The 21,533-nt window shown below is 61.0% G+C and carries 20 protein-coding genes; 11 read left to right on the top strand and 9 right to left on the bottom strand.

The annotated features are described in order from the left end of the window. Nucleotides 1–45 precede the first annotated feature (45 nt). Both K0F86_RS07005 and K0F86_RS07000 read right to left on the bottom strand, forming a co-directional pair. On the bottom strand, nucleotides 46–573 hold the full coding sequence (locus K0F86_RS07005; RefSeq protein WP_219133737.1) for an NADPH-dependent FMN reductase: 528 nt from the start codon (nucleotides 571–573) through the stop codon (nucleotides 46–48). Nucleotides 574–684: 111 nt separating this feature from the next. Beyond that, on the bottom strand, nucleotides 685–918 hold the full coding sequence (locus K0F86_RS07000) for a DUF3563 family protein (protein ID WP_080698581.1): 234 nt from the start codon (nucleotides 916–918) through the stop codon (nucleotides 685–687). Between the two features lie 303 nt (nucleotides 919–1,221). Here K0F86_RS07000 and fucP point away from each other — a divergent pair, with 303 nt between their 5' ends. Then, entirely contained in the window at nucleotides 1,222–2,523 is a 1,302-nt protein-coding gene (gene fucP / locus K0F86_RS06995) for an L-fucose:H+ symporter permease (RefSeq protein WP_096236962.1), read from the top strand. A gap of 52 nt (nucleotides 2,524–2,575) precedes the next feature. Here the strand turns inward: fucP and K0F86_RS06990 are convergent, their stop codons facing one another. Then, entirely contained in the window at nucleotides 2,576–3,469 is an 894-nt protein-coding gene (locus K0F86_RS06990) for a LysR substrate-binding domain-containing protein (RefSeq protein WP_219133736.1), read from the bottom strand. 159 nt (nucleotides 3,470–3,628) lie between these two features. Between K0F86_RS06990 and K0F86_RS06985 the strand changes: the two genes are divergently transcribed. Then, nucleotides 3,629–5,122 carry an acetyl-CoA hydrolase/transferase family protein gene (locus tag K0F86_RS06985; protein WP_219133735.1) on the top strand — a complete coding sequence of 498 codons (1,494 nt, stop codon included), beginning with the start codon at nucleotides 3,629–3,631 and terminating at the stop codon, nucleotides 5,120–5,122. 81 nt (nucleotides 5,123–5,203) lie between these two features. Here K0F86_RS06985 and K0F86_RS06980 read toward each other — a convergent pair whose 3' ends face one another. After that, complete coding sequence (locus K0F86_RS06980; protein WP_219133734.1) at nucleotides 5,204–5,866, bottom strand: TetR/AcrR family transcriptional regulator; 663 nt, start codon at nucleotides 5,864–5,866, stop codon at nucleotides 5,204–5,206. Between the two features lie 301 nt (nucleotides 5,867–6,167). Here K0F86_RS06980 and K0F86_RS06975 point away from each other — a divergent pair, with 301 nt between their 5' ends. Further along, a complete protein-coding gene (locus K0F86_RS06975; RefSeq protein ID WP_096236951.1) occupies nucleotides 6,168–7,289 on the top strand; it encodes a M14-type cytosolic carboxypeptidase in 1,122 nt (373 codons plus the stop codon). 12 nt (nucleotides 7,290–7,301) lie between these two features. Next, entirely contained in the window at nucleotides 7,302–7,766 is a 465-nt protein-coding gene (locus K0F86_RS06970) for a CYTH domain-containing protein (RefSeq protein WP_219133733.1), read from the top strand. 173 nt (nucleotides 7,767–7,939) lie between these two features. Here the strand turns inward: K0F86_RS06970 and K0F86_RS06965 are convergent, their stop codons facing one another. The 5 genes from K0F86_RS06965 to K0F86_RS06945 all read right to left on the bottom strand — a co-directional run bounded on the left by K0F86_RS06965 (nucleotide 7,940) and on the right by K0F86_RS06945 (nucleotide 14,879). After that, nucleotides 7,940–9,193, bottom strand: coding sequence for a DUF2863 family protein (locus K0F86_RS06965; RefSeq protein ID WP_219133732.1), 1,254 nt, complete (start codon nucleotides 9,191–9,193; stop codon nucleotides 7,940–7,942). Nucleotides 9,194–9,405: 212 nt separating this feature from the next. Beyond that, on the bottom strand, nucleotides 9,406–12,126 hold the full coding sequence (gene acnA / locus K0F86_RS06960) for an aconitate hydratase AcnA (RefSeq protein ID WP_219133731.1): 2,721 nt from the start codon (nucleotides 12,124–12,126) through the stop codon (nucleotides 9,406–9,408). A gap of 88 nt (nucleotides 12,127–12,214) precedes the next feature. Beyond that, nucleotides 12,215–12,766: a hypothetical protein gene (locus tag K0F86_RS06955; RefSeq protein WP_219133730.1), complete on the bottom strand. Its 552-nt coding sequence runs from the start codon at nucleotides 12,764–12,766 to the stop codon at nucleotides 12,215–12,217. A 13-nt stretch (nucleotides 12,767–12,779) separates the two neighbouring features. Then, on the bottom strand, nucleotides 12,780–13,778 hold the full coding sequence (locus K0F86_RS06950) for a CoA ester lyase (RefSeq protein WP_219133729.1): 999 nt from the start codon (nucleotides 13,776–13,778) through the stop codon (nucleotides 12,780–12,782). A gap of 111 nt (nucleotides 13,779–13,889) precedes the next feature. Continuing rightward, a complete protein-coding gene (locus K0F86_RS06945; protein WP_034752084.1) occupies nucleotides 13,890–14,879 on the bottom strand; it encodes a malate dehydrogenase in 990 nt (329 codons plus the stop codon). Between the two features lie 305 nt (nucleotides 14,880–15,184). Here K0F86_RS06945 and K0F86_RS06940 point away from each other — a divergent pair, with 305 nt between their 5' ends. The 7 genes from K0F86_RS06940 to gltA all read left to right on the top strand — a co-directional run bounded on the left by K0F86_RS06940 (nucleotide 15,185) and on the right by gltA (nucleotide 21,473). Further along, nucleotides 15,185–16,069 carry a GntR family transcriptional regulator gene (locus tag K0F86_RS06940; protein ID WP_219133728.1) on the top strand — a complete coding sequence of 295 codons (885 nt, stop codon included), beginning with the start codon at nucleotides 15,185–15,187 and terminating at the stop codon, nucleotides 16,067–16,069. Between the two features lie 306 nt (nucleotides 16,070–16,375). Further along, a complete protein-coding gene (gene sdhC / locus K0F86_RS06935; RefSeq protein WP_219133727.1) occupies nucleotides 16,376–16,798 on the top strand; it encodes a succinate dehydrogenase, cytochrome b556 subunit in 423 nt (140 codons plus the stop codon). Beyond that, nucleotides 16,798–17,163: a succinate dehydrogenase, hydrophobic membrane anchor protein gene (sdhD, locus tag K0F86_RS06930; protein ID WP_034752078.1), complete on the top strand. Its 366-nt coding sequence runs from the start codon at nucleotides 16,798–16,800 to the stop codon at nucleotides 17,161–17,163. Before sdhC ends, sdhD begins: the two co-directional genes overlap by 1 nt. Nucleotides 17,164–17,165: 2 nt before the next feature. After that, entirely contained in the window at nucleotides 17,166–18,947 is a 1,782-nt protein-coding gene (gene sdhA, locus K0F86_RS06925; protein WP_096236929.1) for a succinate dehydrogenase flavoprotein subunit, read from the top strand. A 9-nt stretch (nucleotides 18,948–18,956) separates the two neighbouring features. Next, entirely contained in the window at nucleotides 18,957–19,667 is a 711-nt protein-coding gene (locus tag K0F86_RS06920) for a succinate dehydrogenase iron-sulfur subunit (protein WP_034752075.1), read from the top strand. A 100-nt stretch (nucleotides 19,668–19,767) separates the two neighbouring features. Continuing rightward, nucleotides 19,768–20,049 (top strand): succinate dehydrogenase assembly factor 2, encoded by a 282-nt coding sequence (locus tag K0F86_RS06915; RefSeq protein ID WP_034752073.1) that lies wholly within the window; start codon nucleotides 19,768–19,770, stop codon nucleotides 20,047–20,049. Between the two features lie 122 nt (nucleotides 20,050–20,171). Beyond that, nucleotides 20,172–21,473, top strand: a complete 1,302-nt coding sequence (gene gltA, locus K0F86_RS06910) for a citrate synthase (RefSeq protein ID WP_035820759.1) — start codon at nucleotides 20,172–20,174, stop codon at nucleotides 21,471–21,473. The last annotated feature ends 60 nt before the right edge of the window (nucleotides 21,474–21,533 follow it).

Raw genomic sequence — 21,533 nt, 5'->3', positions numbered from 1 at the left:
GTACGTAGTAAAACTAGATGAACTGATAGCAAAACGTGCAGAGGGTCATGAAAATGACCTGATGCACTGCAGCATATCGAGGATGGCCCGGCGCAATGCCGGGTAAGCAGCGATGCCGTCGGCATCGAGACCCGAGCCCAGCAAAGGCAGGCTGATGCAGGCCTCGTCGATCAGGCGCGCCGACATGGTGCGCACCGTCTCGCGCAGGGCCGCCTGCGCATGCGTGGCGCGCGGCGAGGCGTTCAGCAGCACCAGCGGTTTGTCGATGAATGATTCATTTCCCACCATCCAGTCCAGCGCATTCTTCATGGGGCCGCTCACGCCATGCGCGTATTCAGGGCTGGCCAGCAGCAGCACGTCGGCCGCCAGGATGGCGTCGCGCAGGCTCGTCACGGCCGGCAGGCTGTCGGCGTCGAGGTCGGGATTGAACAGGGGTAATTCTCCCAGGCCCGGATAGATGCGGATTGCATATTCCGCTGGGGCAAGCCGGGCGATGGCGCGCAGCAGCGCGGTGTTCAGGGAGGCGGCGCGCAGGCTACCGGCGATGGCGAGGATGGTGATGGGCGTTTTCATTCCGCCTGTATAGCCCATCCTGTGCTCAAGCGCAAGGCGAGCAGGATGGCGCTATCGATGTTGCAACAGCCTGTGATGGGCTGCGATGAGTGGCCGGGTACGGCGGCACTCTTAACGGCTCAGACCGCTCATCCAGCTTGGCTGCGGGTTGGCGCGGGCCAGTTCGCGCATGCGGTATTCCAGGTCGTAACGGTCGGTCGATTCGGCCAGGTAGGCTTCTTCGTAAGCGCGTTCGCGGCGGTCGCTGCTTTGGTTCAGCCAGGCGCCGACGCGTTTGGCGGCATGGACCAGGGTGGCGACGATATTGCTGTTTTGCGTGGTGTGGTAAGTAAATGCGGTAGACATGGCAGACTCCTAGTGTGGCGTGCCGCGTTGTGCTGCACTGCAATATAAGTATAGCGATTTCAAGTTATAAGGCTACTTTTGATTTCGAATGTCAGCTATTCAATTATCGAATAATTGATGGGAAACCTGCGCAATCCGGGGCCTTTCGGGCATAATGCGGCCGCAGCAAGGTAGTTTTACTACGCGCTCGGCCTTGCGAAGATGTTGCTTTCAAACACGAACGCTGCCGCTGCCTGGCGGTGCCCCCGCAAGCGATGGGCCAGGGCAGGGCACGACAATCTTGGATAGAACAATGGAGAAAGTATGGAACACGTAAAGCAGGGACTGGGCGCACCGCGCGCGCAGGCCGGCACGCAAAACAATACAGGCGCCCTGATCATTGTCACGGTGCTGTTTTTCATGTGGGGACTGCTGACCTCGCTAAATGATGTGCTGATTCCCCATCTGCGCTCGATCTACACCCTGACCTATGTCCAGGCGATGCTGGTGCAGTTCTGCTTCTTTGGCGCCTACGCCATCGTCTCATTGCCGGCCGGCATGCTGATCAAGAAGATCGGCTACCAGCGCGGCGTCGTCGCCGGCTTGCTGATCGCCGCCGCCGGCTGCGCCATGTTCTACCCGGCGTCCACCGGCAGCTATGCGCTGTTCCTGCTGTCCTTCTTCATCCTGGCGGCCGGCATCACCGTGCTGCAGGTGGCGGCCAACCCGTACGTGACGGAGCTGGGCGACCCGCAGACGGCGTCGAGCCGTTTGACCCTGACGCAGGCGTTCAACGCGCTGGGCACCACCGTGGCGCCAGCCTTGGGCGGCATGCTGATTTTGTCCGGCACCGTGCTGACGGTGCAGCAGTTCGACCTGCTGCCTGCCGCCGAGCAACTGGCCTACCGCGCCAAGGAAGCCGCTTCCGTGCAAGGCCCGTACCTGGTGCTGGCCGCCACCCTGGTGATCCTGGCCGTGCTGTTCGCGCTGGCAAAATTGCCGAAGATTTCGCATGCCGACGATGCGGCCGCCCTGGCGCAGGATGGCCACAAGGTCTCGATCTGGTCGCACCGCCACCTGGTGCTGGGCGCGCTGGCCATCTTCCTGTATGTGGGCGGTGAAGTCAGCATCGGCAGCTTCCTGATCAACTTCCTGGGCGAGAGCCATATCGCGGGCCTCAGCCACGCCGACGCCGCCTATTTCGTCAGCTATTACTGGGGTGGCGCCATGCTGGGCCGCTTCGTCGGCTTTGCCGTGATGCGCTATGTCAGCCCGGGCAAGACCCTGGCCTTCAATGCCGCCATCGTCATCGCGCTGATCCTCGTCGCCGTGTTCTCCAGCGGTCACACGGCCATGTGGGCATTGATCGCCGTCGGCCTGTTCAATTCCATCATGTTCCCGACCATCTTCAGCATGGCCTTGAACAAGCTGGGTGCGCAAACGGGACAAGGTTCGGGCATCCTGTGCATGGCCATCGTCGGCGGCGCCATCGTGCCGTTCATCCAGGGCTTCCTGGCCGACCACATCAACCTGCAGCTGTCCTTCCTCGTGCCGGCCCTGTGCTACACGTTCATTTTGTACTTCGGCTGGAAGTACGCCAGCATGTACAACGACGACGCCAAGTAAGCAAGGTAGCGTTATCAATATAAAGGGTGGCCTCGGCCACCCCTTTTTTGCGTTAGTGCGCGAACTGCGTGCCCAGCATGTCCTGGCACACTTCGAGCCAGGCGCGCGCCGCGTGCGACAGATAGCGCCCGCTCCAGACGTGCGCCACCTGCCACGCCACTTCCGGTTCGACGAGGCGCACCGCCTCCAGAGGTTCGCCGGCCAGGCGGTGGATGAACGGCTCGGGCAGCAGGGCCACGCCCAGGCCGGCCGAGGCCATCGCCACCAGCCAGTCCCACTGGCCGCTCTGCGCCGCGATGGTCGGCGTGAAGCCCGCCTGCGCGAAATGCTGGCGCAGGCTGCGCGTGAGGGCGAAATCATCCTTGAGTAACACCAGCGGCAAGTCGGCCAAGGCCTTGAAGGGCAGTGTCGTGCGGTTTTTCTGGAACGTGCCCGGTTCGGCCAGGGCCCAGATCGGGTAGCTGGCCACTTCCACGGCCACGAGGTCGAGTTCCGGGTCGGCCGGCAGCACCGTCATGCCGATTTCCAGTTCGCCGGCCGCGACCTTGCGCTCGATCTGCTGGCCCGTGTCTTCCTGCAGGGTCAGGCTGATGTGCGGATGGCGCGCGCGGAAGGCTTTTAAGACGGGCGTAAACAGCACATTGATCATGGGCGGGATGCCGACCGTCAGGCTGCCGCGCTGCAAGGCCTGGGTGTCGCGCACTTCCAGGGTCAGCTGGCGCATGTTCGCCAGCATTTCCTGGCCGTGCTGGTAGACGATGCGGCCCGTGTCGGTGAGCGTCAGCTTGCGCCCGTCGCGCACCAGCAGCTGCGCGCCCACTTCCTCTTCCAGCTGGCGCACCATCTTGCTGATGGTCGACTGGGTCAGGTGCAGCGATTCCGCCGCCTGCGTAAAGCTCGACAGGCGCACGGTTTCGACAAAATAGCGCAGGGAACGGATATCCAAGATGGGGCTCGCCTCGGCGAAGCATGAAAATATCGACTGGGTTTGGCGAAATTAATTCATGCCATGCATGTAAGCGGGATTTTATACTGAATCCACTTATGGGGTTGGTGTATGACAGCCATCCAGTTTGAGAATATTAAGAATATCAGGAGCATCACGATGTACGAGGACCGTATCCGCCACCCAGGCTTGCTCAGCAAAATCATGAGCGCCGATGAGGCAGCCAAATTGTTCCACAACGGTATGCGTGTCGGCATGAGCGGGTTTACCCGTGCCGGCGACGCCAAGGCCCTGCCGCGCGCGCTGGCCGAGCGCGCCCTGCAAGACCCGTTGAGCCTGACGCTGATCACGGGCGCCTCGCTGGGCAATGGCAGCGACGGCCTGATGGCCGAGGCCGGCGTGCTGGCGCGCCGCATGCCGTTCCAGGTCGACCCGGTCTTGCGCGGCAAGATCAACAAGGGCGAAGTCATGTTCATCGACCAGCATCTGTCGGAAACAGCCGAGCAGCTGCGTTCGGGCAACCTGGCCGCCGTCGACATCGCTGTCATCGAAGCGACGGCCATCACGGCGGCCGGCGCCATCATCCCGACCATGTCGGTGGGCAACTCCGCCGCCTTCGCCCAGCAGGCGAAGCAAGTCATCATCGAAATCAACCTGTCCACGCCGCTGGCGCTGGAAGGCTTGCATGACATTTACATTCCGCAAGCCTTGCCAGGGCGCGAACCGATACCCCTCACGCGCGTCGACCAGCGCCTGGGCAGCACGGCCATTGCCATCGATCCGGCCCGCATCGCCGCCATCGTCATCACGGACAGCCCCGACAGTCCGTCGAACGCCTTGCCGCCCGACGCGGAAACGCAGGCGATCGCCGGCCACGTGATCGCCTTCCTCGAAGGCGAAGTGGCGGCCGGGCGCATGGGCCCGGAATTGCTGCCGCTGCAGGCGGGCATCGGCACCATCGCCAACGCCGTGCTGCATGGCCTGATCGGTTCGCCCTTCCAGAACATGACCATGTATTCGGAAGTGCTGCAGGACAGCGCCATCGAGCTGCTCGATTCGGGCCAGCTGGCATTCGCCTCGGCCTCGTCGATCACCCTGTCGGCCGCCGTGCATCAAAAGCTGATGGACAATATCGACCATTACCGGTCAAAAATCGTGCTGCGCCCGCAAGAGATCAGCAATCACCCGGAAATCGTGCGCCGCCTGGGCATCATCGCGCTGAACACGGCGCTGGAATTCGATATCTACGGCAACGTCAATTCCACGCACGTGTGCGGCACGCACATGATGAACGGCATCGGCGGCTCGGGCGACTTCGCGCGCAACGGGCAGGTATCGATGTTCGTGTCGAAATCGGCGGCCAAGGGCGGACGCATTTCCAGTGTCGTTCCGATGGTCTCGCATGTGGACCATACGGAGCATGACGTCGACGTGCTGGTGACGGAGTGGGGTTATGCGGACTTGCGCGGCCTGGCGCCGCGCGAACGGGCGCCGCTGATCATCGAGCGCTGCACGCATCCCGACTACCGCGAGCAATTGCGCGCGTATTTTGACGCGGCATGCCAGCGCGGCGGTCACACGCCGCACCTCCTGGAGCAAGCGCTGTCGTGGCATACGCGCTATCAGGAAACGCAGAGCATGCTTGAAGCGTAGCAAGCTGCGCTAACAGCAAGACAGGGCAGGGCGGTGCAGTACCGCGCCTGCCCTTTTTTACGTCAGTTTCGACTCTTGTTGTCAGGCATCCGGCGCAAAGCGCAGGCGGATGCCTGTCGTGACGACGGCCAGCAAGTCGTCGATATGCGCATTCATTTCCGGGTGCGGCGTCCATGGGTCGCCCGCATCCATGACGATGCGCAGCGACACGAGGCCATGCAGCGATTGCCAGAAGATTTGCGTCATCGTGTGCAGCGCCGGCTCGTCCTGGCGCACCTGGCCCGCCTGCGCCAGTTCGCCGAACAGGTGCAGCGCATACGCATACGGATCCTGCTCGATATTGCCGTGTTCCACTTCGACGGCGTCGATTTCCGCATGCGGACGCAATTCCATGAAGATCAGCGAATATTCGTCGGGATGCTGGAAGCCGTACTCGATGTAGGCGCGGCCGACGAGGCTGATGCGTTCCCATGGGTCAATGCTGCTGGCGCAGGCGGCACGCATGGCGCGCACCAGTTCCAGCAAGTCCTTGTCCATGGCCTGGGCGATCAGGGTGGCCTTGTCGCGGAACAGGGCGTACACGACGGTGGTGGAAAAACCGGCCGCCTCGGCCACCTTGCGGATGGAGACGGCGCGCGCGCCGCCCTTCTTGATGAGATCTTTCACGACATCGATGATGTGCTCGCGCCGCGACTGGGCCTCGCGTAACTTTCTTTCCTGAATATTGGTCAACTTCTTGTCCACGACTCTTTCCTGGCGACTCAATGAAAGCAAGAATTATAGGGTGGCGATGGGCTGCCAATGTGTCTGGCATTGTTACAATTCGGTTTTTTGTCCGGTCGATGCGACAGAGCACCGTTTTTTCGCCCTTTTGCCCGGCGCTTTGCCATCGATGCCCCGGATTGGTGCATAAATCGCCCGCCCAGGCTTTGCTAACGGGGCCAAAGGGCGGAAAATAGCGGGATAGCTTACACTGCGTTTTTAGCGCGACGGCGGTAGCCCACGAGGCGACGCCGGAACTCTTACATTTGGACGGGATCATTACATGACCATTAAAATCAGCCAGAACTTCGACTCGGGCGCCATCGAGGTGGTAAGCGCCACCAGCGCAGGTGCCATCGACCTGAACTTGCGCAAGGATAGCCACGCCGACATCCATCAGTGGTTCCACTTCCGCCTGCAGGGCGCGCGGGACCAGGCATGCACGCTGCGCATCCTGAACGCGGGCCAGGCCACGTATCCGGCCGGCTATGAAGACTACCAGGCCGTGGCCAGCTACGACAGCGAAAACTGGTTCCGCGTGCCGACCGCATTCGACGGCCAGGTGATGACGATTTCGCATACGCCGGAACTCGACAGCGTGTACTACGCGTATTTCGAACCGTATTCGTGGGAACGCCATCTGCGCCTGCTGGGCGAAGTGGCCGAGCATCCGCTGGCGCGCGTGTCCGACCTGGGCAGCACGGTCGACGGCCGCGACATGAATATGGTCACCATCGGCAACCCGCAGGCGGAAAAGAAAATCTGGGTCATCGCGCGCCAGCATCCGGGCGAATCGATGGCCGAATGGTTCGTCGAAGGCCTGATCGACTCGCTGCTCGACGACGCCAATCCGATCGCGCGCAAGCTGCTGCAGCGCGCCGTGTTCCACATCGTGCCGAACATGAACCCGGACGGCTCCATCCGCGGCAACCTGCGCACGAATGCGGCCGGCGCCAACCTGAACCGCGAATGGATGACGCCTTCGCTGGCGTCCAGCCCGGAAGTGCTGTGCGTGAAAAACAAGATCCACGAAACGGGCGTCGACATGTTCTTCGACATCCACGGCGATGAAGCGTTGCCGTACAACTTTGTGGCCGGCAACGAAATGCTGGAAAACTTCACGCCGGCCCAGGCGGCGCACCAGAAAGCCTTCATCGAGCGCTACAAGCAGGCCAGCCCCGACTTCCAGGACAAGTTCGGCTACGCGGCCAGCAAGTACAAGTCGGACATGCTGACCCTGGCGTCGAAATATATCGGCCACCACTTCGGCTGCCTGGCGCTGACGCTGGAAATGCCGTTCAAGGAAAACGCCGACTTGCCGGATCCAAGCGTGGGCTGGAACGGCGCGCGCAGCGCGGCCCTGGGCGCAGCCATGCTGCAGCCTATCCTGCTGTCGCTGGATTGAACGGCGTTGATCATGGGTGTCGAGATCGAGCGTAAATTTTTGCTGGCCGGCGAGGCCTGGCGCGGCCTGGGCCAGGCGGTGCTGCTGCGCCAGGGCTACCTGTCGTCCGCGCGCGAGCGCGTGGTGCGCGTGCGCATCGAGGGCGACCAGGCGATGCTGACCATCAAGGGCGCGAACGTGGGCGCGACGCGCGGCGAGTGGGAGTATCCGATTCCGCTGGCCGACGCCGTTGAATTGCTCGACGGCCTGTGCGAACAGCCGCTGATCGAAAAATACCGCCACCGCATCGAGCACGCGGGCATGGTGTGGGAAGTCGACGAGTTCCTGGGTGCGAATGCGGGTTTGATCGTGGCCGAGATCGAACTGGCGTCGGAAGACCAGCCCTTCGAGAAACCCGACTGGATCGGCGCGGAAGTGTCGGGCGATGCGCGCTACTACAACGCGAACCTGATCCGCCACCCGTTTTCACAGTGGTGATGGTGTTGTAAATGACGTTGCAATGAAAAAGGCGGAACCTCGGTTCCGCCTTTTTTGCATGCGCTGGTGGTGTTGTCGGATTACGCGCTGCGCGCTAATACGACCTACAGCCCGTACCGGCATCGTAGGTCGGATTAGCCGGTACGGCGTAATCCGACAACACCGTTACAGCATCAGTGGAAATGCTCTGTACCCTGCGGCGTATCCTCGGGCATTTCCGCATGCGCCAGCTCACCGACAGGGTCGGCAAACAAAGGCGCGCCGCAATCGTCGCAGTATTCACCGACAAAACGTTCCGCGTGGCGCTTGATCTGCGTCACGCCAGCGGCGTTCAGGTGCTCGATGATTTCATCGACGGGCGTCTTTTGCTTGTCCAGCGCGGCGATGCCGACCTGGATCAGGCCTTCGATCGGCGTGCCATCCTCGTCTTCCTGGCCGTACAGGGGCCAGACGATGCCGTAGATGACGTCCGGCGCCTGGCGCAGGGTGAAGGCGATGCGATACTCGTCCACCTGGCTATCGGCCGCTTCTTCGCCGAAGCCGGCGATGACGGCACGCAGTTCCGACGGCTCGACGGCCAGCGTGTGCGTCAGGTAGTGCACGGCGGCGCGCACGGAGACGGGGCGTATCAGCTTGTCCGCTTCGCGGCAGGCCACATAGTACGCTTCCGGCAGCAGCAGTTCCAGGCCGCAGCCGGGCAGCAGGCGGGCGATGGTCGGCGTCGCCTGCGTGCGCCATTGTTCCAGGGCGGCGCTGCGCTCGGCGATGAAGTCGAGCTGGCTGGCCGGCGTCTGCCAGCGGAACAGCGGTGCGCCGCTTGGGGCCACCACGGCCACCAGCAGGTAGCGCGTGTCGGCCAGGAAGGGCGCCGTTTCCGCCTCTTTGCTGGAGGGCTTGACGGCCGTGCCTTTCAGCGCGGCCAGTGCCAGCTTCTGCGTCTTGACATAGGTCTCGACGTGGCTGCGCGGCAGCTGGTCGATCGAGTACAGGGTCGGCGCCATGGCCATCTTCGTGCCGTCGGCCAGCAGGTGGGCGGCGAAATGCGCCGACAATACGCCGTGCGCATCGCCGGCCATCGGGCCGGAAGCGATGGAAAAGCGCGTCCACGCGAGGATGGGCACGGCGACCAGCAGGGCGTCGTAGCGCACGTCTTCGTGCGTGATGACGGTCGATTCGCTGACGGCTTCAACGCAGTCCATCAGCACGTCGTAGGCGTTCAAGTCTTCCTTGAACAGGCTGCCCAGGGTGTTGTCGATGGTGTCCTGGTGGCCGGTTTTGAGTAATTTCTGGAGCTGCGTATCCAGGCTGTGTTCCCAGGACCGCTCTTCGAGACGGCTGGCTGCCTGTACGATCGCCTGGGCAAAGGTGACCAGGCGCTGGCTGTCGGCAGTCAGTTTATGGGATGAATCTTTGGAAGGACGACGCATAGCGGGATAAGAGTCTCGGAAAGTGAAAAAAATGGATCAGTCAAACAATGATAAACCCTTATAACCGTATTGTAGAGGATTCGGCCGCACGCAATACGTAAGCTGTTCTTAGATCATGCCAATAGTCGAAAATTCAAGTAAAAACGGGGCGGCAGGACGAAAAAAAACGCCGGTCGGAACCGGCGCTTTATCTTGCCTCACAGCTGGGCTGATTACTCGGCCAGCAGTTGACGCAATACGAATGGCAGGATACCGCCATGCTTGTAGTAATCGACTTCGATCGGCGTATCGATGCGCAGCAGCACTTTCACGTCGACGCTGGTGCCGTCGGCGCGGTGGATCACCAGGGTAGCCAGTTGTTGTGGCTTGATTTCGCCTTCGAGGCCTTTCAGGTCGAAGGTTTCATTGCCGGTGATGCCCAGGGTTTGCACGCTGTCGTCGCCGATGAATTGCAGCGGCAGCACGCCCATGCCCACCAGGTTCGAGCGGTGGATGCGCTCGAACGAACGGGTGATCACGGCTTTCACGCCCAGCAGTTGCGTACCTTTGGCCGCCCAGTCGCGCGACGAGCCCGTACCGTACTCTTCGCCGCCGAAGACCATGGTTGGCGTGCCTTCAGCAACATATTTCATCGCTGCGTCGTAGATCGACATTTCTTCGCCGGAAGGCTGGTGGATCGTGATGCCGCCTTCGACCGCCGAACCGTCCGCTTTCGCAGGGATCATGCGGTTCTTGATGCGCACGTTGGCAAACGTGCCGCGCATCATGATTTCATGGTTACCGCGACGCGAGCCGTAGGAGTTGAAGTCCGCTTTCAGGACGCCGTTTTCCTTCAGCCATTTGCCTGCAGGACCGTTTTCCTGGATCGAGCCGGCTGGCGAGATGTGGTCGGTGGTGATGGAATCGCCGAACACGCCCAGCGCGCGCGCGCCTTCGATGCCGGTGGCCACTGCCGCTGGCGTCATCGAGAAGTTGTCGAAGAACGGCGGTTCAGCGATGTAGGTCGATTTCGGCCAGTTGTAGACTTGACCGGAGACGGTGGTGACTTTTTCCCACAGCTTGCCTGGCGCGCCCTTGACGTCCGCGTAGTTGTCCTTGAACACCTTGGCGTTCATGGCGAACTTCATCATGGCCGACACTTCAGCCGAGGTCGGCCAGATGTCGCCCAGGTAGACGTCCTTGCCGCCCTTGCCCTTGCCGACAGGTTCCGTCATCAGGTCGCGCGTCATGTTGCCGGCGATGGCGTAGGCGACGACCAGCGGTGGCGAGGCCAGGAAGTTCGAGCGGATGTTCGGGTGAATACGCGCTTCGAAGTTGCGGTTACCCGACAGCACGGCCGACGCGACGATGTCGTGCGTGGCAATGGCGGCGTTCAGCTCAGGCGTCAGGTCGCCCGCATTGCCGATACAGGTGGTGCAGCCGTAGGCGGTCACGCCGAAGCCCAGTTTTTCCAGGTACGGCAGCAGGCCGGCGGCCGTCAGGTACTCGGTGACGACGCGCGAGCCAGGGGCCAGCGAAGTCTTGATGTGCGGTGCGACTTTCAGGCCGGCTTCGACGGCTTTCTTGGCCAGCAGGCCGGCAGCCAGCATCACGCTCGGGTTCGAGGTGTTGGTGCACGAAGTGATCGCGGCGATCAGCACGTCGCCGTTCGACACTTTGACGTTATTGGTGGTTTCGTACACGGCGTTCAGGTCGGCCGGATTCTTGTTGAAACCATTTTCGCTCGTTGGCTTGGCGAACAGTTCGGCGAAGTTCGCCTTGACGTTGCCGATTTCGATACGGTCTTGCGGGCGTTTCGGGCCGGCCAGCGACGGTGCGACCGTGGCCAGGTTCAGTTCCACCACGCGGGTGTAGTCGATGTCGCCCGCTTTTGGAATGCCGTACAGGTTTTGCGCCTTGAAGTAGCTTTCGAACGCGGCGATTTCAGCCTTGCTGCGGCCGGTGCCCTTGAAATAATCGATGGTCGCGTCGTCGACCGGGAAGAAGCCCATGGTCGCGCCGTATTCCGGTGCCATGTTGGCGATCGTCGCGCGGTCCGTCAGGGTCAGCGATTCGGTGCCTTCGCCGAAGAATTCGACGAACTTGCCGACGACTTTCTCTTTGCGCAGCAATTCGGTGATGGTCAGCACCAGATCGGTGGCGGTACAGCCTTCGCGCAGCGCGCCGGTCAGGTTCACGCCGATCACGTCAGGCGTCAGGAAGTAGACTGGCTGGCCCAGCATGCCGGCTTCCGCCTCGATGCCGCCCACGCCCCAGCCGACCACGCCGATGCCGTTGATCATGGTGGTGTGCGAGTCGGTGCCGACCAGGGTGTCAGGGTAGTACACGTCGCCGGCTTTCTTGCCTGCGTGGTGCACGCCGCGTGCCAGATATTCCAGGTTGACCTGGTGGACGATGCCGAAGCCTGGTGGCACGACGCCGAAGGTGTCGAATGCCTGCATGCCCCATTTCATGAACTGGTAACGCTCGTTGTTACGCGAGAATTCCAGTTTCATGTTCAGGTCCAGCGCTTTCTTTTCGCGGTAGTGATCGATGGTCACCGAGTGGTCGACCACCAGGTCGACCGGCACCAGCGGTTCGATCTTCTTGGCGTCGATACCCATCTTGGCGGCCACGTTGCGCATCGCCGCCAGGTCGGCCAGCAGCGGTACGCCGGTAAAGTCTTGCAGCACGACGCGCGCCACTACGAACGGGATCTCGTCGGTGCGCTCGGCGGTCGGGCCCCAGCTCGCCAATTGCTTGACGTGTTCTTCGGTGACTTTTTTGCCGTCGCAGTTGCGCAATACCGATTCGAGCACGATACGAATCGACACTGGCAGGCGGGAGACATTGATGCCCAGGCTTTTTTCCAGTGCCGGCAGGGAATACAGCTTGCCCTTCTTGCTATCCGAAATATTAAAGTCCTTGAGCGTGTTCAGAGTGTTGCGGGACATGACCTCTCCTTGTTGGGTATCGTCTATTTATTGATGATTCAAATTACAAAACATGACTGAGCCCCCGAAGAGGCCCTTGCTACGCACATCAGCCGCCGGTGACTGGCAAGACGCCCAGCGATGGCGCCGCTTCCAGCACTGCCGCCGGCTTGGCTTGCTCCGCATCCTTGCATTCATTGGCCAACTGGCGGCCCTGCTTGGAATCGAGCAGCATGCCTTTGGCCGGGATGCCGATCCAGACCAGGCCGTACAAGCGGTTTTCGAAGCGGTTGGCGCCGGTGGTGGTGCCAACGCGGCTCAGGCGGTGCAGGCGCTTCTTCCAGCGCAGGGCGATGTGTTTGTCGTCAGTCGCATTGGTGTAGATGGTAATTTTATTACCAAGTTCACAATTGAAATCCGTGGAGGCCGAGCCTGCGGTGTTCGGTTCATCGGCTTCTTCCTTGTCGGCGACCGACATGGCGAGCGGATGGTCTTCCTTGACGGCCGCCTTGGCCTTGGTGGTCTTGGCCTTTGGCTTGGCCTTGGCCTTGACTGCCTTGGGATTTGCCTCTGCCGTGGCGGCGAAGCTGGCTGGCGTCAGCGTGAGGGTCATGGCGCCCAGCGCGACGCTGCAGGCAATGGCTAATTTGGAGAGGGACATCGTGTAATTCCTGTCAGTTTTCAGTGGAGCTGGAAGAGGGGGTGTTGAGCAATGCAGCGGCCGCCTCGGGCAGGCCGAGGCCCGCCAGTTTGGCGCGTTGCAAAACGGTCCAATAATATCGGTAGCTGGCGCGGTCGTGCAAGCGGCCATTTTGCGCAATCGGTCCCCAGTTGGCGCGCAGCGCTTCATTGAGGATGTTGCTGGCCTCGTTGACTTCGGACAGGCGCGGCGTGAAGGCCTTGATGATGGGCTTGATCTGGTCCGGGTGGATGCTCCACATGCGCGTATAGCCGAACTCGGCTGTCGCGCGCTGGGCGTCGTTGGCCACCACGGCCGAATCGCGCACGTCCGTCGTCACGTTATGCGACGGCACCTTGCCGTGCGCGTGGCAGGCGGCCGCCACTTCGAGCTTGGCGCGCACCACCAGCGGGTGCGTAAACTGGCCCGGCGTGCGCATGGCGGCGGCGGGAATGGCGCCGTAATGGGCCGAAACGAAATCCATGATGCCGAAGGACAGGCATTCGACCTGGGGCAGGGCGGCGATCGCGTAGGCGTCGCGCAGCGCGCCATGCGTTTCGATCAGGATGTGCACGGGCAGGTTGTCGCGGCCGGCGCGGCGCGCGTGCAGGTTGATCAGGTCGATGGCCAGCATGGCATCCTGCACGCCGCCCACCTTGGGCACGGCGATGTAGGCCAGGCGCGATGCGGCGCTGCAGATGATTTCCACGTCGCGCGCGAAAAACGGGCTGTCGACGTCGTGCACGCGCACGCCGATGCGGTTGAATTGGTTCTCGTCGCTGGCCAGCAGGCCGGCGATCATGTGGGCGTGGGACTCTTCATTGCCGGCGCTGGCGCCGTCTTCGCAGTCGAACGTGATGTCGAACAGGGGCCCAAGCTCTTGTTGCAAAGCAATCGATTTACGCATCAGCTTTTCAGAGCCGGCGTAGTGGTCGCAAGCGGCGAGCAACAGCGGCTGGCGTTTGCCTTGGAATAAAACCTCGGAAGGGTGCATGCTTAAGGCATTTCTGCAGGTAAAAACTACTTGATAAAACAGCCGCGCCGCGAATCTCGCGGGGCGGCCTTCTTGGCGGGCGGCGCTCAGGCCGCGCCGCCAATACTGGATTTATGCCAGCAGGTGTTTCACGCCTTCGCGCTCTTCGGTCAGTTCTTTCAGGGTCAGGTTGATGCGCTCTTGCGAGAATGCATCGATTTCCAGACCTTGAACGATGGTGTACTCACCGTTGTCGGTGGTGACCGGGAAGCCGAACACGGTGCCTTCAGGGATGCCATACGAGCCATCGGAAGGTACGCCCATGGTGGTCCACTTGCCAGCCGTGCCCAGCATCCAGTCATGGATGTGGTCGATGGCGGCGTTCGCCGCCGACGCTGCCGACGACAGGCCGCGCGCTTCGATGATGGCCGCGCCGCGCTTGCCGACGGTCGGCAGGAACACGTTGGCGTTCCATTCCTGGTCGTTGATCAGGTCCTTGACGGCCTTGCCGTTGACGGTGGCGAAACGGTAGTCGGCGTACATGGTTGGCGAGTGGTTGCCCCAGACGGTCAGCTTCTCGATATCCTTGACGGCGGTGCCGGTCTTGGCAGCGACTTGCGACAGCGCGCGGTTGTGGTCCAGGCGCAGCATGGCGGTGAAGTTTTTCGCCGGCAGCGATGGTGCCGATTTCATGGCGATGTAAGCGTTGGTGTTGGCAGGGTTGCCGACCACCAGGACTTTGACATTGCGCGAAGCGACGGCGTCGAGCGCCTTGCCTTGTACCGTGAAGATCTGGGCGTTCGCTTCCAGCAGGTCCTTGCGTTCCATGCCTGGGCCGCGTGGACGCGCGCCAACCAGTACGGCCACGTCGACATCCTTGAAGGCGGTCAGCGGATCGGAGTGGGCGGTCATTTCCGTCAGCAGCGGGAAGGCGCAGTCGTCGATTTCCATCATCACGCCCTTGAGCGCCTTCTGGGCTTTTTCGTCCGGGATTTCAAGCAGTTGCAAGATGACAGGCTGGTCTTTGCCGAGCATGTCGCCATTGGCGATGCGGAACAACAGGGCGTAGCCGATCTGGCCGGCGGCGCCGGTCACTGCAACACGCATTGGGGTTTTAGCCATGATGAATCTCCAAAAATGGGAAAGAAAACGGGCTTGAAGCTGGGCTTACGCTTATCCGGAAAAACTATAATGATACCAAAACCGGCACGCGCCACCGAATTGCTGGTGTACGCCGCCGTCACGCTCGTGCTGCACGAGGCCAGAGTGGCTGGCCGACAACATAAAACGCTGGCTCACAAGTTTTATCGAAGGCAGTTTAGGCCTCCGATCTGTATCTGTCAATCATATCTTATGTCTTATATAAGACAGATAACTACGAGTGTTTTACTGGACGTGGGCAGTGATTTGTGTTGAAATGTCGGACTATGAATTCCGCCTCGTCCAATCTGACCAATAATGCCACTGCTGCAAGCGGGGCGGTCAGTCCGACCGCGGGCAGCCCGGCCACGCCCGCCGCCGCAGCGGCCAGCACGCCTGTCACCGTGGTGGCCAGCGCCAATACCACTACGGCGGCCACGCCCGTCGCCAGCGCTTCGCCCACCTTCAGTCCCCTGTACCAGCAGATCAAGGCGCTCATCACGCAGAGCCTGCAATCGGGCGAGTGGAAGCCGGGCGAGCTCATTCCCAGCGAAGTCGAGCTGGCAGGGCGCTTCAAGGTCAGTCAGGGCACGGTGCGCAAGGCCATCGACGAACTGGCGGCCGAGAACCTCGTCATGCGCCGCCAGGGCAAGGGCACCTTCGTTTCCACCCACCATGAGGCGCGCGCGCATTTCCGCTTCCTGCGCCTGGTGCCGGACGAAGGCGTGCCGCATTATCCCGAAAGTAAATTTATCGAAGTCAAGCGCGTGCGCGCGCCGGCCGACGTGGCGCGCCTGATGGACCTGAAGTCCGGCGACGCCGTCATCTTCATCAAGCGCGTGCAGTATTTCGACGGCGTGCCGACCATCGTCGAGGAGCTGTGGCTGCCCGGCCTGATCTTCAAGGGCCTGACGGCCGAGCGCCTGGTGGAATACAAGGGCCCCATGTACGGCCTGTTTGAGACGGAATTTGGCACGCGCATGATCCGTGCGTCCGAACAGATCCGCGCCGTGTGCGCCGATGCGGGCGCCGCGCAATTGTTAAATATTGACCTCGGCACGCCCTTGCTCAGTTCCGAGCGCGTGTCGTTTACCTACGGCGACAAGCCGGTCGAACTGCGCCGGGGCTTGTATCTGACCAGTCGCCATCATTATCAGAATGAACTCAGCTGAAGCGGCGGGGCGCCTGCGGGTGCCCGGACAAGCAGCAAGGCTGAAGTGCATCGCTTGCAAGATGCCTGTCGCAAGGCGGGCAGCGGAGACAGCAGAAAGCGCAGCTAAAGCATGGCCCGCTCCGGCGGGCCGTGCTTTGCCGGCGATTCTGTAATTAAATTACGTGAACTACGGAAAGTAGCGCGATATTTTGTAGTAAAAAACCATTTTGGTTATATGCAACAATAGATATTGGTGTGGGTTGCGAAAATCGGCGAAAATCGCGGCTTCGCTTCAATATTTAGTTATCAAGGGGAGGTTTTTGTTATGTCTGAAGCCGTAAGAGAAGTACCAAAAAAAGAACGGCCGGAATTCCGTAACATTCATGTTACCGAATTGTCGAACTACCGCATGGCCGTCGGCGCCATCGTCTCGATCCTGCATCGCATCAGCGGTTTCATCATGTTCGCCCTGCTGCCCTGCATCCTGTACATGCTGGAACAGAGCTTGCGTTCCGAAATGTCCTACGCTTACTTCCAGGGCATCGCCTCGCACTGGTTCGTCAAGCTGATCACCCTGGCTCTGGTCTGGGCCTTCCTGCACCACTTCTGCGCCGGCATCCGCCACCTGTTCATGGATGTGCACGTTGCCATCGAAAAAGATTCGGCCCGCAAGACCGCGACGTCCGTACTGGTCGTGAGCGTGGTGTTGACGGTATTGGTCGCTTTGAAACTGTTTGGAGTATTTTAATGGCAGACAATAACATCGGACCGAAACGCCTCGTCGTCGGTGCCCATTACGGCTTGCGCGACTGGCTGGCGCAACGCGTCACCGCCATCGTCATGGTGGCTTATGTGGCCATCCTGCTGATTTCTTTCTTGACTGGCAGCAACTTCAGCTATGAAGGCTGGGCTGGTCTGTTCGCACAGCAGTGGTTTAAATTGTTCAGCTTGGTGACTTTCGTCGCCCTGTTCTACCACGCATGGGTCGGCGTACGCGACATCTGGATGGACTACGTGAAAAGCGCTGGCCTCCGTCTGACCCTGCAAATTGCCACCATGCTGTGGTTGATCGCTTGTGCCGGCTGGACGGTACAGATACTCTGGAGTGTGTAATCGTGGCAGCATATAAATCTGCAATCCCTACCCGCCGCTTTGACGCGGTCATCGTTGGCGCCGGCGGTTCCGGCATGCGCGCGTCGTTGCAACTGGCTGAAGCCGGTCTGAACGTCGCTGTTTTGTCGAAAGTTTTCCCGACCCGCTCGCACACCGTGGCGGCGCAGGGCGGTATCGGCGCGTCGCTCGGCAACATGGCCGAAGACAACTGGTTCTGGCACATGTTCGACACCGTCAAGGGTGGCGACTATCTGGGCGACCAGGATGCCATCGAATTCATGTGCCGTGAAGCACCGAAGGTCGTGTACGAGCTGGAACACTTCGGCATGCCATTCGACCGCAACCCTGACGGCACCATCTATCAGCGTCCCTTCGGCGGCCACACGGCCCACTTCGGCGAAAAGCCGGTGCAGCGCGCTTGCGCGGCAGCCGACCGTACCGGTCACGCCCTGTTGCACACGCTGTACCAGCGCAACGTGCGCGCCCGTACGCACTTCTTCGTCGAATGGATGGCCATCGACCTGATCCGTGATGCCGAAGGCGACGTGATCGGTGTCGTGGCGCTGGAAATGGAAACCGGCGAATGCATGATCCTGGAAGCAAAGACGACGGTCATGGCAACAGGCGGCGCAGGCCGCATCTTCGCCGCGTCGACGAACGCCTTCATCAACACCGGCGACGGCATGGGCATGGCGGCACGCGCCGGTCTGCCGCTGCAGGACATGGAATTCTGGCAGTTCCACCCGACCGGCGTGGCCGGCGCGGGCGTCTTGATCACCGAAGGCGTGCGCGGCGAAGGCGGCATCCTGATCAATAGCGAAGGCGAACGCTTCATGGAGCGCTATGCGCCGACCCTGAAGGATCTGGCGCCGCGCGACTTCGTCTCGCGTTCGATGGACCAGGAAATCAAGGAAGGCCGCGGCTGCGGTCCGAACAAGGACCACGTGATGCTGGACCTGCGCCATATCGGCGCCGACACCATCGCCAAGCGCCTGCCGTCGATCCTGGAAATCGGCCACAAGTTCGCCAACGTCGACGCCACCAAGGAACCGATTCCTGTCGTGCCGACGATTCACTACCAGATGGGCGGCATTCCGACGAACATCCACGGCCAGGTCGTCACCCCGACCGGTCCGGATAATTCGGCGCAAGTCGTCAATGGCCTGTACGCGATCGGCGAATGCGCCTGCGTGTCGGTGCACGGCGCCAACCGCCTGGGCACGAACTCGCTGCTCGACCTGGTGGTCTTCGGCCGCGCGGCCGGCAACCACATCGTCAACAGCGGCCTGAAAGCCAAGGAAAACAAGCCTTTGCCAGCCGATGCTGCCGAATTTGCCATGGGCCGCCTGGCGCGCCTGGAAAACTCGACCGGCACGGAAACCGTGCAGGGCGTGGCGAACGACATTCGCGCAACGATGCAGAAGTACTGCGGCGTGTTCCGTACCGACGAGATGCTGAACAAGGGCGTCGAAGAAATCATGAAGCTCGACGAGCGCCGCAAGCACGTCTCCTTCAAGGATAAATCGATGGTCTTCAACACGGCCCGCGTGGAAGCGCTGGAACTGGACAACCTGATCGAAACGGCGAAAGCGACCATCGTTTCGGCAGCCGCCCGCAAGGAATCGCGCGGCGCGCACGCCCAGGACGACTATCCGCAACGTGACGACGACAACTGGATGAAGCACACTCTGTGGTATTCGGAAGGCAACCGACTGGCATACAAGCCAGTCGTGACCAAGCCGCTGACGGTTGATACCTTCAAACCGAAACCACGTACTTTCTAAGGCTATACCATGGCACGCACTCTTAAATTCAAAATCTACCGCTACGATCCTGACCAGGATGCCAAGCCGTACATGCAAGACCTGACGGTCGAACTGAAAGACACCGACAAGATGCTGCTCGATGCATTGCAGCGCATCAAGGCGGACGTCGATGACTCGCTGGCCCTGCGCCGCTCGTGCCGCGAAGGCGTGTGCGGTTCGGACGCGATGAACATCAACGGCAAGAACGGCCTGGCCTGCACCACCAACCTGAACGAACTGTCGGAGCCTATCGTGCTGCGTCCGTTGCCAGGTTTGCCAGTCATCCGCGACCTGATCGTCGACATGACGCAATTTTTCAAGCAGTACGATTCGATCAAGCCTTTCCTGATCAACGATTCGATCCCGCCTGAAAAAGAGCGCCTGCAGTCGCCGGAACAGCGCGAAGAACTCGATGGCCTGTACGAGTGCATCCTGTGCGCATGCTGCTCCACGTCGTGCCCGTCGTTCTGGTGGAATCCGGACAAATTCGTCGGCCCGGCCGGCCTGCTGCAAGCCTACCGCTTCATCGCCGATTCGCGCGACGAAGCCACCGGCGCGCGTCTGGACAACCTGGAAGACCCGTACCGCCTGTTCCGCTGCCATTCGATCATGAACTGTGTCGACGTCTGCCCGAAAGGCTTGAACCCGAACAAGGCGATCGGCAAGATCAAGGAATTGATGGTCCGCCGCGCGATCTGATTCGTCTGATCGCGTCCGCCGGGCGCCGTTTGCGGGAAGAGGGTATCCTCTCTTGTCTGCAGGCGGCGCCTGCAAAGCAGTACGTAAAGTGGTAAACCAAATGACAGAATCAATTTTGTCCTCGCATCAGGCCGACCCGGCCAACCGCGCCCGCCTGCGCTGGCGTTCACGCCGTGGCTTGCTGGAAAACGACATTATCCTGACCCGTTTTCTCGATGCGTATGAAACCGAATTGACCGATGAAGAAGTTGACGCGCTGACGCGTTTGCTGGATTTATCGGACAATGCATTAATGGATCTGGTACTGGCCCGTAAAGAGCCGGAAGGCGAAGTCGATCTGCCGCATGTGCGCGCACTGCTGCAACGACTGCGCATTGCCTAGACGCCTGGGCGATATATTGCAAACGGTGCGAGTGGCGCGCTGTAGCACTGCCGAATTGCGGTGCGAATTGCAGCCAGAATTTTTGATTTTAATTTCGACTCACTCCCGAGAAGGAAGAGCCCATGAATATCTCTGACACAAAAGCTACCCTGTCGTTCTCCGATGGCAGCCCATCGCTTGAATTTCCAATCTACAAAGGCACGGTTGGCCCGGACGTCATCGACATCCGCAAACTGTACGCCGGTAGCGGCAAGTTCACCTACGACCCAGGCTTTATGTCGACGGCCGCCTGCAACTCGTCGATCACCTACATCGACGGCGACAAGGGCGAACTGCTGTACCGTGGTTACCCGATCGAACAGTTGGCCGTCAACGCCGACTTCATGGAATCGTGCTACCTGCTGCTGAACGGCGAACTGCCGAACGCGGCGCAGAAAGCCAAGTTCGTCGACACCGTCACCAAGCACACGATGGTGCACGAACAGATGCAATTCTTCTTCCGTGGCTTCCGCCGCGACGCGCATCCGATGTCGGTCCTGGTGGGCACCGTCGGCGCGCTGGCATCGTTCTACCATGATTCGCTGGACATCAACGACCCGCGTCACCGCGAAGTGTCGGCCATCCGCCTGATCGCCAAGATGCCAACCCTGGTCGCCATGACCTACAAGTACTCGGTCGGCCAGCCGTTCGTGTACCCACGCAACGACCTGTCGTACAGCGCCAACTTCATGCACATGATGTTCGCCAATCCGTGCGAAGAGTACAAGGTCAACGACGTGCTGGTGCGCGCCCTGGACCGCATCCTGATCCTGCACGCGGACCACGAGCAAAACGCATCGACCTCGACCGTCCGTCTGGCCGGTTCGTCGGGCGCCAATCCGTTCGCCTGTATCGCTGCCGGTATCGCCTGCCTGTGGGGCCCTGCCCACGGCGGCGCCAACGAAGCGGCACTCAACATGCTGAAAGAAATCGGCACCGTCGAGAACATCCCTGCCTTCATCGAGCAAGTCAAGGACAAGAACTCCGGCGTCAAGCTGATGGGCTTTGGCCACCGCGTGTACAAGAACTTCGATCCACGCGCCAAGCTGATGCGTGAAACCTGCTACGAAGTGCTGCAAGAACTGGGTCTGCAAGACGACCCGCTGTTCAAGCTGGCGATGGAGCTGGAAAAGATTGCGCTGAACGACGAGTACTTCGTGTCGCGCAAACTGTACCCGAACGTCGACTTCTACTCGGGCATCGTGCAATCGGCGCTGGGCATCCCTGTGTCGCTGTTCACCGGTATCTTCGCTATGGCCCGTACGATCGGCTGGATCGCCCAGTGGAACGAAATGATCGCCGACCCAGAGCAAAAAATCGGCCGTCCGCGCCAGCTGTTCGTCGGTTCGACCACGCGCGAAGTACTGCCACTGGACAAGCGTTAATCCAGAGCAGTATCGAGCAAACAAAAACGGGCTTCGGCCCGTTTTTTTATGCCGGGCTGT

Source organism: Janthinobacterium sp. UMAB-60 (assembly GCF_900095235.1).
Lineage (GTDB): Bacteria > Pseudomonadota > Gammaproteobacteria > Burkholderiales > Burkholderiaceae_D > Janthinobacterium.
The sequence above is the reverse complement of the archived record's forward strand: the minus strand, read 5'-3'. Positions and strand labels throughout refer to the sequence as shown.